The sequence below is a fragment of the Candidatus Thiodiazotropha sp. AKAK3 genome, assembly GCF_058244645.1.
The window spans coordinates 15379-26807 of record NZ_JBSYOQ010000066.1; the positions used below are offsets into that span (position 1 = coordinate 15379).

The following is an 11429-nucleotide window of genomic DNA, read 5'->3' on the forward strand; positions in this document are numbered from 1 at the left end:
TAGGCGTGTAACTGTTGATAAAGTAAGAGGCTAGACCATTAGAACCAAGAGGGTCTATAATCGGCCGCTTCGGGCCGATGTAGCTCAGTCGGTAGAGCAACTGATTCGTAATCAGTAGGTCGGCGGTTCAATTCCGCCCATCGGCTCCATATTATATATATTAATCAATGTGTTACGGACAACAAAAAAACAGCATCAACTCTTGTATTTTTTCAGTGCTACGTAGGTGCTACATGATCAGCAATTTTTCAGTTTCAAATACATGAACTTGTTGCTTGTATCAATTCACTCTAGCAAATCACCAAATGTCATCAATATTAATCAGGATAGGTGATTAGAATTTTCTTTTAGTTCGTATGGAACAACTACCACTTGCATCATTTCCTTTTACATATTTTTTAACCCAAGATGGCCAGTCTTCTGGAAGCCATATGTTATTTGCAGCCAACCAATTCATTGGTGTTGATACATGCGTGTCACGTTTATGAACAGTAAACTTCCCTGTAAATCTATCTATACGAAAATAAAAATGTGAAAAGTAATCTTCATCAGATACCCAACCAATACTTTTATTCTTTTTTATGTTTTTTGCTATCATGTTTCGCACATAGAATGGATCTGGTTTTTCTATTGTGAAATATATTTCATTATCAGTAAATTTCTCTACTTCATACTTATGATCTAAATTTACTGTACTCTTATATTCTCCAGATGGAACTAAATCATCAACTGACGTTGCTAATATTTTTTTCCCAATCGTGTCTATATCTATTGCCAGTGATCCTGGTATAGATGAATCACCACTTTCATTTATGCAAATCAGCTTTATGGTTTCACCATACGCAACCGGAGCTATAAACAGTAATATCCATATGAAAATATTATATATTGATTTCATAATATATCATCACCCTAAATCAGTACTCATTATTAACTTCTAACACTAACATAAGATAGCTGATGCTTTTTATTATTGATTTTTTGTTAGTCATTAAAATTTAACCTTTAGCTAATTACATACTAAATATTTATCTCGCGTTACAATAAAGAAAACCTATGGTAGTTACTTGTTATCAATCAAATCAATCAAACGTAGATACCTACGGTCTCTAACAAGGCTTGTATCATATTCCACCACAAGCTCAAGTATTTGTTCAAGTTCGTAGGGTAAATTATCTGTACTATTCGGCACTATAGCATCAAGTAAACCCAAGACTTTCTCGGGGTATTCGATTGCCAATGACCGATCTTCGCCAACCTCCTGACTGAAACGATAGAGCTGAAGTCTATCACCTTCAACTGGCACTAAAAACTTACGTACCGCACTTAGTACTGCAGGAAAATCACCTCCGGCATCTTCTAAGATTGATACCAAAGAGGTAACTAGTGAAGATGTTCGAAATCTATGTTCCTTCGGCCATACCCATTCAAAAAACGGGATCACATGATCCGACCAACCATTATTCTCATGTTTACCAATCCGGCCTAGATGGAATACTGCATCTCGCCTGTTCTTGTCATTCATATTCCGCAAGCATTGTCTAGCTTCACATGGGCTTATACCATCAGGTTTATCACCCCTAAATACTGCAAGATCCACAATATACTTGGTCGCATTTTCTGCAGGGTAATCATCCCAGCTCCATTTATAAATTCTCGGGAATAATCCTAGCAAGTAAGGCTTTAGTGCAATATGTATATCTGGAGGTGTGTTCGCCACTCCCCACAAATATCCACTCCAAGCTGGTTCAGCATCAGCATGTTCGAAACTGAACCATGGTATCACTTGTTCTATAACCCAGTTAGGATCAATGTAGTAAAGCCAGCTAAAATCGTGTGCTAACCTTACAATAGCCTGGTCTCTTCCTTCACCTGGTACGCCTAGTAGCTTTTCTATTCGTTCTTTAAAATCACCAGGTATCTCTTGACAGCTGTTTAAATTCAGTGAGCTTATTGCACTGAGCAACCCATCTGCAACCTCTCCAATTGGTCCATTGATAGTATGCTCATAAGTACGCCGTGAGTTTTGATAAACCTCACCACGTTCAAGCACTTCTTCAATACTACTCACGGCTGCTTCATAGCCACCCATAACAAGTACATATACAAGGTAATCAAATACACTCCAGGATAGATCTTTGTCAATTTGATAAGCAGACTGAAACCTGTATCTGATCCACCCCACTATAGTGTGCCGGATATTCTGAATGATGTTTTCAGGCAATTGCCCTAATCCTCTCAAAAAGCGACAGAAAAGCTGGGGGGCGGTATCTTCAGGCCAATCCTTAATCAGTGTTTCCCATAAATCTTGTGGATAGTCGCCTTTACTTGCAGAAAGTAAGAGTGCTTCCAGTGCTTTACTTGGTTGGGACTTCACTAATCCTACGAAAGAACGTTTATCTTTAAAGCTACCTGTATCACGGTGATGATCTTTTATGGCCTGCTTCACTACCTTATCAACTGGTAGATTTATGAGTGTGTCAGGTGCCTCATCAATCTCAACCCAACCAGAACGACCGTAGTATTCTGTTACAAAACTCAAGGCCCAGCTATCGTTCCAATCTGGTACTCTTTCGATCATTTCATTCAATCGTATCTCTTGTTTAGTCGATAACTCACACCCCTGAAGGACCAACCACCTTGTATAGCGACATGCAAATTTACGCTTATTACTTTGGCTCTTCTCCTCTGACCAGTCATTCCGGTTATCGGGTCCATTAAGGAGGCGTTCAACCAAAAGGCTCTTATTATAATTAGAGAATTCTTTCCATCGGTCATGTATTAAAAACAACAACTCTCTACGTATTACCACATCCCAAAAACAATCTTGATCGAGTGAAATCACGATCTCTGCTGACTCATCTCCAGTAAACAAATCAACATGATTTAGCGCAAAAAGTTTAAGCATTCTAAAATAGTATTTTTTATCAACCGGCCACATAATGGAATATGCACGCGCAATTTTTGGATGATTGGCAACCATTTTCTCGAACAGCTCAAGAAACCATATAAAGTTCGCATCCAGATCACGCACATTTCCATCCACATCTCGATCCGGATAACATGTGAGTTGATAGAAGTAAATAGTACCTAGGTCTTCTAGTAAATCAGCAGCACGGTGAAGATTCGTCTCAGCAATACGGAATACAGGTATAAGAAGCTCATCTGGAATCTCTATCTTGTCCCCATGCGTATTAAGGAACTTTATTTTCCAATTTGTTAATTCTCCAAGTTCTGTATTTTCCCAGTCGTTAAATGGCGGCCTAGAAGCTTCAACGCCCAATGGTAGAATGTGTGACAGAACCGGTTTAGTAATATCTTCAAATTCTCTAAGTAGGCTAAGACTCCAGCCCTCAATCTTTAATCTATCTTTAAAATCGTACCAGCCATCATCCCAAAGAAAATTTCTAATGTATGGCTGATGGTCAAGGATGAAACCCCAAATACGTCTAGCTTTGGGGTGTAAATCCGGCTTTCTTCTCAGAGAGAAATGTATTTCGTGGACTATTCGTGGATGCAATCTATTTTGTCTTAATGCCCACCATGCTCCAATAGGGCTATCTAATTTTTTTACAATCCATTTACTGAGATGTAATAATCTTGATGGCATATCTTCAAAACCAGCAGCTGGTATATCACCAATCTTTTGGAGAGTAGTTGGATTTGTATCACCCCGATGCCATTGTAATATATGATCATTGATCCAATTGAAATCTCGTCTTGCATTCTTGGGACGAGGCGGGTCATCATCAAGACCATATACCTCAAGCGGATCAAAGGCTTCTGCATCCTCACCAAAACCCTTACTTATATCAGCAGCTCGACATGAGGCATCAAACACACACAGCCACTCAGCAGGTGGCGATGGTTCAGCGCAAGCAAATAGCTTTGCACCAGCTGTTGTCCTCACCAAATGAGCGACCTGGCCTCGTTCGTGGGCAGAAACCTCACGGGGCCCACTCATTGCTAAATCAACAAGTTTAGAACGCCATACCCGAGGATCATCCGCACGTTCTGCCCATGCTTCAAGACTTTTCCAGAGATCAGAGTGATCATTATATGCGATAGGCGTTACACCCCGGTCACGCCATTTGACTTCAATTTCTTCAAAATTACCTTTATCAAATGCATAAAGACTAGATCGGTCTGATAAACCATCGTGGCTCAAACCTTGCAGCAAGTACTTAACTGGTAAATCTTCAGCTTGGTATCCGACTAGTACGACAGTATATCTATCAAGTAAGGATTGAATAAAATTTGTTGCCCAACCCTCTGATAAATACGCTCGACCTAAATCTGCACTGCTAAGTACATATGGATGGTGACTCGCATTTGGTTCTTGAAGCCGACCATGTAGGTATGTAATGCCATTTATCGGCACACCATGCCTGATATCAGGTAGCGCGGGAGGTTCGTAAATACTTAGCTTCGAACCCTCATTTACGTTTTCAAATAGTCGATCAAAATTGGTAGTTACGATCTGAGGATTTCCTTCTAGATCTGATGATATTCTTGCAATAGTTCTATGATCGTTGCTTTCTGTAACAGAGGCGCCTTTCTGCTGAAGACGCTCTGCCACGACTGCATTTACATCATTTTTACCATATTCTTGATACAGCATATGAAAAATCTGATCGAGTGAGTCTTTGGGGCCATCTACTCTCTCATCCCATGGTTTAAATGAAATCGACAACTGAGAGTTTTCAGGTGGATCGAAATATTTAAAGACATGTCTAGTAAGTCCAACAAATGATGGCAAGCCTGAATTAAAGGAAACACCTGCACCACAAAGAAATACGACTCGACCATCGTCTCTTCGATTCAGAAGAATATCAGGAATAATTGGCCCATATCTGTAGAAGCGCATTATTTTTAATCCTACAATTGTTCTTCAGTCACTATACTAAAGTAGATTCAGACTCGAATTGAGGACCAATGGATTTCCACTTATGAGCTAACGATAGATATTGCATGTGACAGTGTGTAAAACCTATATCGAACAGAGGGCTAAATCCGGACACCCATAAAATGACATAATTTTGTACTTAGTAAAATAACCTTTATGAATAATAAAAAATGAATCTCTTTTGGGGAATAAGCAAGTACTGCTAAGAGTGCTATGTGACAATGTGCATACCATCTATTTTTCAACAAGTTAGCAAACCACAACTGTCATTTACTGTGTGGCAGACTGTGACAGCCAGCCACACAGTGTCACACATCAATCACTGATTAATGCGAATACCCACCAAGCAATAAGCCGGATGTCACACCTGTCACACAATCCACACCATTACCGGACAGATGTAGGCAAGCTATCACCTTCCAATATTTCTTTACGCACCGCATACACCTGCAATCGCTTTGCCACACCAGGTATACTCACCCGTGATTTGTGATGATTACCATTATTTCTATGCAGTAAACGCTGATCAATAAGGGCCGAGGCCACTACCCTTTCTGAAACGCCGCCACAGGCCTCTCTGAAGCCCTCAGGTGTAAAGTAATATAGACCCTCTGCCGCATTATGATAACCGGCCAGATTTTTCATCTGACCACTGCCCATTTCAGATGCACCGAATCGATCTGGATTTTTCAAGATAAATGCCCGCACGTAGTACATACCCCGGATTTCCTCAGGCAGATTCAACTCATCCGCCAGCCAAGCATCACGTATGGTTTCAATTGAATGCTGTATATCAGCCATTTCAAGGGGCAGTATACCGAGTTCTGCCGCAAGGAGACCCGCAGCGCCGACCGAAGCCAAACGACCCACAGCACGCGCCTGTGCTGGCTCAAGATTCAATCCTTGAGTTATCAGTTCCCTCCACTCCTCAATATACTGATGGATTCGAGTTTGGATGTCTTCTTCATTCCCATACTCATCGAGAATGGCCTGGATGAATGCAGGCCCTGCCGTGCCGTAATATTGGCCACAGTCCCGTTTTAATCGATTGACATATTCCGCAGGGCTTTTACCGTGGGTCTCGATCACCACCGCATCATCGATGGGAATATCGAGAAACCGGTTCATCTGCCCCGCTTTCGCTTGTTTCCCCGCCTCTTCAATCTTCTGCCGCACAGAGTATTCACCTGATGACAAGGCAAGCAGGCGAAAACGGCGCTGTTTATTCAAAACAGCATCTTTATTCATCCGTGATTTACCCTGTCCGCCGGACAGGTCATAAACAGTCCGGCCAAAATCATAGGCTGGACAGGATCCGATCTCATCCAAAACCAATAGGCCATCATTATGGGCTGCGGCCAGGCCCTCCATTGCATTTTGAGTTGTATTCCATCGCAAAAGATAGGTTTGCTCAGATCCACCGGGGTCCGCTCCACACCCATGCACACTGGCTGCAACCTGCAGTGCCGTGGTTTTACCCCGGCTACTGTTGCCATAAAGATGAAAGCCACTGTTATCCGTACCTGCAAACCGCTGAATCAATGCAGCGAGTGAAACACAGGCTGAAAACACCAGGTAGGGATTCCCTTTGCAGGGTTCGGCTACATGCCGCTGCCATGACGCCAGTGAACCATTGGATTTCATTGTTTCAACTGATGGTGCATGCTGCTCAGGCTGAAACATGATCTCCGTGGTCTCCTCCCGACTGATCACCCGGTCAGGCCGGACATAAACCAGTTGATTGTCAGACTCGACCCAGCCAACCTGTGATACACACAAAACCCGGTTGGTTGGCTGAAAACAACCCAGGTAACGGGCCACCTTGCGCTCTTCACCCGGTACAATCATCAAACCACCATGGGATAACACAATAGCCAAGCCACCCCCGGTTTCATGGAGTCGATAGTTCGAAATAGCCTGATTTTGCTTTCGACCGTCCCGGTCAATCCAACACACCACCATCCCCCAACCGTTTCCATTGTGGTCTCGGGTTAAGGCCTCAACCCAAACTGGACCGCAGATCATTGAGGGTTCCCCTTTTCGCTCTTCAAACACACCCTCTTCCGTCAAGAGATAGCCATCAGGGTGTGCGATATTCGCCCATACATTCGACACTGACTCCTGGGGTGCGTTTATCTTCAATACTTTGCTGTCACTCATGACCGCCCTCCTACATCCGTATACACAGGAGGGGCCGATTGCTGAGTGCGCGCCTCTATAAAGGCCATAACATCATCAGCACGGTACCGCACCAATCGACCAGTCTTAATATAGGGGAGTGAATAGCGGCCTTCACATCGCCATACAGCCAGGGTATGGGTAGTCACACTTAGGATTTCTGCCACTTCTTCGGGTGTCAATAATTTTGGAAATTTCATTGTTATTCTTCTTCTATTGATAAACCTGGACATACAGGCATGCTTGAGATTCTCGGTGAATCAAACCGAGAACAAAATTGGGGGGATGCAGGGTATTATCGTCAGGAATCTGGGGATTTTCGTTATCAAAAATCCCTAGATTAGATCATCGAATAGCTTCGCTAATAGATTGTTTTTACTAACTTTACGCCCTGGTTGGAATTTGATGCCAATCTTGGGTAAATCGCAGGCCAACGTGTCCACCTTCACTTTGTCACGATTCGGGAAGACGCTAAAGAACACAATATGAAAATCATCTTTGGTCGCAGGGATAGAGCTGCTATCCCAATTCCTCTCCACCGTTCGACTGTCGATTTCATTTCTCATCCACTCGAGGTTTTCTAGCCGGGCTTTCTTTTCTGATTGACGGGTTTGATTAGCCTGACTCGTCCTGGTTTGCTTTATCGGCTTGGACAAATGTGCAGGGCTGGTCATGACATGCTTCATGGCCGGGTACAGTGGTAATCCCTTCTCTTCTGCCCACTTGATAAAATCTTTAGGTTTCACCTGCCATTTCCTCACCGGGGCCTGTAGATTGATTACCGATAGCGACCCACCCGGTCCCACACAACTTTTTGCCCGTTCCAGATCACCCGACTCACCCCAACCGTTTCGGTGTGGGTGATACCCCCGTAACAAATTCAAGGCCTCCCGTAATACCCAAAAATCGCGTTTGGCATACTCATCCATGATAGCGGGCAGCTCTGGATGATTAGACTGATCAATCCACTTAGATTGCTGCTGGAGTTTTTCATTGAATGCCTGCAATTGTTTGAGTGCCTTATCCATCAAAGACGAGTTGTTATCATTGGCCATGATCCGTACTCCTTTTTCCCTCGTCTTGGTGCAGGGATACCACTACCACACTGGGTTTGATCTCAGCGACAGATAAGAGGAAATCGGTAATCATCTGCATCGGTTTTCGCAACCGCTCCACATCGGTAACGATATACCCTGCTGTAACATCGTTGGTCATCTTGTGATTAAGCAACCGTTTAAGGGCATAGGCGGGTATATCCAAGCTCTCAGCCACAGTGATAAAGGTACGGCGCAGATCGTGAATGGTAAAGGTGATGCCGGAGATCTGTGTGACCCTTCTCAGCACACTTCGCGGTTCGATCAGGTAGGGAGTACCCTTTTCCCCGGGAAAGACATAGACCGTCTCATCGTCGGCTTGCTTATGGCGCGATGAGAGAATCTCATAGATATAGTCCGAAAGCGGCAAGGTGTGGTTTTCGCCGTTTTTGGTATCCAGGATCTTTAAGGTGCGATTGGCCAGATCCACATTCGCCCAGGTGAGCTGTGCTGCCTCCTGCCGCCGCAGTCCGGTAAATAATATAAGTAGGAGGTAGTCGAGGACAGTTTCCTTATAATTATAAGGGGCCGCCTTATGATAAGAATTTCCCTTATAAGGGAATCCCTTATTATAAGATCTTTGGACCTCTGCCCTTATGCTGTTCACCGCCCGAAACCAGGCGGGTAACTCGGCGCGGGTGATTACGGTATCCCGGCGTCTTTGCTTATACCAGGCCCGGGTATCGGTGAGCCGCTGAACGGGGTTCTCCGGTAAGAGTGAATAACCGGCCTCGTCCTCATAACGGCTGCGGGCAAAGTTAAAGACCGTGCGAAACACACGCAAGGCCAGATTAGCATAGGCCTCCCCGCGCTCCCGACCCAACTTCTGGTGCCGTCTGGCGACCATATCTTTGGTGATCATGATCAGCTCTTTTTTCTGCCAGTCCGGGAAAGCGACATTCATCACCCGTTCGTAGTCATAGAGGGTTTTCGCTTTGAGGGAATTGCGAGCCTCCTTAAAATCCCCAAAGGCGGTCGCTAGGTTGACCGATTTGGCCCGCTTTTCGCGTTTGAGGACCATGGGATCATTTCCCTTAGCAATTTGAGCAAGACAGATCTGTGCCTCGTCTCGGGCCAGGGCTGGTGACATATCAGGAAAGCGCCCTAGCTTGATCCGCTTCGGTCGGCCATGGATGCGTTTATAGACATAGTAGGTTTTGACACCTTTATCGGTGACCTGCAGTTGCAGGCCCAATACCCGGGTGTCATTGTAATAGGTCCGCTTGCCCGGCTCGGCGACCGGTATAGCCTCTAAACCCGCCTTGGTGAAATTCAGCTTATTTGCCATCCCAACCTTCCCTTATACGGAGCGTAAACACAGATCAGTAAAAGATCAGTAGGTCAGTGCGTGCTACGCCGGTGCTACGTTTTTAGTGAAATTTCGAGAATTTCAATTTATCACGATGAATCTGAACGCAGGCTTAACAATATGATAATAAAAGGAAATATAGGTTAACACATAGAGGTGAATTTGATTTGCAGCTTTTCGTAATCAGTAGGTCGGCGGTTCAATTCCGCCCATCGGCTCCATATATAAATAAGTTACATCTCCTTTATGTGCTTCAGAGTTGAATCCGCGCAATAAAAAAGGCTATTATCATTTCAAATACCGCTGCAACCCAAAACCATTCCTCTCTTTGGGATGATCAAGCCTCCGCATGAACATTCAGCCAACAAAACAATTCCGCTGCACATCTGCAAAAGCGTATGCGGCGTTGACCTCAGATTTCCCTCTGTAAGGTCGATAATCGCACTTCCACAGCCAGGGCCAGCAAACCCAATATCAGAAAACCCAGTGTAAGGGGTATCAGTGTCATATCGTAGGCTTGGCCGATCAGCCCTCCCAAAATGGTTGAGATGGCAGATGTGAGTGCGCCGATTACCGATGAGGCAATACCGGCTTGATGGCCCATGGGTTCCATCGCCATTGCGTTTAAATTACCAAATAGCAAACCGAGGGTGAAAAAGGATAGAACCGCAAACAGCATAAAATGCAGCAACGGGGTCTGTGTGGAGTAGAGCATGTTGCTTGCCAGAAATAGCGCTGACACGCCGACTAAAGCAATCAGCCCTAAACGACTGATTCGGTGCATACCCAGGCGACGGACTATGCCGGAATTTACCAGCGAGGCCACACCAACCGACAGCGCTGACAGGGCGAAGTAAAATGCAAAGAGATGGCCGGTGTGGTAGTAGTCCTGATAAATCTGTCTGGCACAGCTTAAATAGGCGATCAGACAGCTGAAAACCAGCCCTGCGCTGATAGTATGCCCAAGGGTTTGTTTGTTGGTCAGTACGGTTCTGAAGCTGTATCCAATATCATTCAGATTAAATGGATGGCGATCTTCAGGTTTGAGAGTTTCGGGTAGACGCAGAGCCATCCAGGCGGCAGTAAAAACAGCCATAACCACAAATAGTGCAAACACCATGCGCCAATGGCTGATGGACATCACAATCTCGCCCATCGCGGGCGCGATGACCGGGACAAAAATAAAAACCGCCATCACGAAGGACATGACACGAGCCATTTCCCGTCCGGTGAATCTGTCACGCACGATGGCAATGCTTGCAACCCGTGGAGCCGCAGCCCCAAATCCCTGCAGAAAACGCCCCAAAAGCATGACTGAAAAGCTGGTAGCAAAAAGACTCATGAAGCAGCCACCCACGAATATCAGCAAGCCTAGATAGACACTGAACTTGCGGCCATAGCTATCTGCCAGAGGCCCGTAGAGCAGCTGCCCCAGGGTAAGACCCAGCAGTAGCGTCCCGATAATATATTGAGTCTGATTGTCGTTTTTTATCGATAAATCATGGCCCACGACTGACAAAATAGGCAAAACCGCATCTAGCGAAAGAGCCGTGATCGAAATCATCATTGCCATTAGGGTGATGAATTCACGAAATGGCACGGGAAAGCGGGACGCCGTATCACTATCAGCCGTTGTAGAGTTGTTCAAGATTATCAGGAGCCAAAGTGTCGGTAGTGTGATAAATCGCATCATGAGATGGGGAGAGATATCTCATGACCGTATGAAGATTGAAGACTTACGCCAACACTGTGTTATATGGGGGCGATGAGCTGAAATACAAGGCGCACTGAGGAGATAAGGACAAGGGATTAAGCAGGTATAAGGAGTATAACCGCCCCTAGGCAAAAAACCGGGAGCTGGAGGCGAATAGACTGAAAACCGCTGCCTACCCCGACATTCATCTGGATTTCCGACCTGAGTCTGCAGTCCCGTGGTTGGAAA

Annotated in this window: 7 protein-coding genes and 1 tRNA gene; 1 reads left to right on the forward strand and 7 read right to left on the reverse strand. The window is 44.9% G+C overall.

Annotation, left to right across the window (positions count from 1 at the left end):
- The first annotated feature begins 73 nt into the window (after positions 1-73).
- Positions 74-149, forward strand: a tRNA-Thr gene (locus tag AC4IE7_RS17000).
- Between the two features lie 185 nt (positions 150-334).
- Here AC4IE7_RS17000 and AC4IE7_RS17005 read toward each other — a convergent pair.
- From AC4IE7_RS17005 to AC4IE7_RS17035, 7 genes are all read right to left on the reverse strand, one after another.
- Positions 335-898, reverse strand: a complete 564-nt coding sequence (locus AC4IE7_RS17005; RefSeq protein ID WP_490778056.1) for a hypothetical protein — start codon at positions 896-898, stop codon at positions 335-337.
- Between the two features lie 165 nt (positions 899-1063).
- On the reverse strand, positions 1064-4867 hold the full coding sequence (locus tag AC4IE7_RS17010) for an SIR2 family protein (RefSeq protein ID WP_490778057.1): 3804 nt from the start codon (positions 4865-4867) through the stop codon (positions 1064-1066).
- A 426-nt stretch (positions 4868-5293) separates the two neighbouring features.
- Positions 5294-7066, reverse strand: coding sequence for a DUF927 domain-containing protein (locus AC4IE7_RS17015; protein ID WP_490778058.1), 1773 nt, complete (start codon positions 7064-7066; stop codon positions 5294-5296).
- On the reverse strand, positions 7063-7284 hold the full coding sequence (locus tag AC4IE7_RS17020) for a helix-turn-helix domain-containing protein (protein WP_490778059.1): 222 nt from the start codon (positions 7282-7284) through the stop codon (positions 7063-7065). The genes AC4IE7_RS17015 and AC4IE7_RS17020 overlap by 4 nt, the downstream gene beginning before the upstream one ends.
- Positions 7285-7419: 135 nt before the next feature.
- Entirely contained in the window at positions 7420-8139 is a 720-nt protein-coding gene (locus tag AC4IE7_RS17025; RefSeq protein WP_490778060.1) for a hypothetical protein, read from the reverse strand.
- Positions 8129-9466: a tyrosine-type recombinase/integrase gene (locus AC4IE7_RS17030; protein ID WP_490778061.1), complete on the reverse strand. Its 1338-nt coding sequence runs from the start codon at positions 9464-9466 to the stop codon at positions 8129-8131. Before AC4IE7_RS17030 ends, AC4IE7_RS17025 begins: the two co-directional genes overlap by 11 nt.
- A gap of 433 nt (positions 9467-9899) precedes the next feature.
- Positions 9900-11135 carry a multidrug effflux MFS transporter gene (locus AC4IE7_RS17035; protein WP_490778062.1) on the reverse strand — a complete coding sequence of 412 codons (1236 nt, stop codon included), beginning with the start codon at positions 11133-11135 and terminating at the stop codon, positions 9900-9902.
- Positions 11136-11429: the final 294 nt, after the last annotated feature.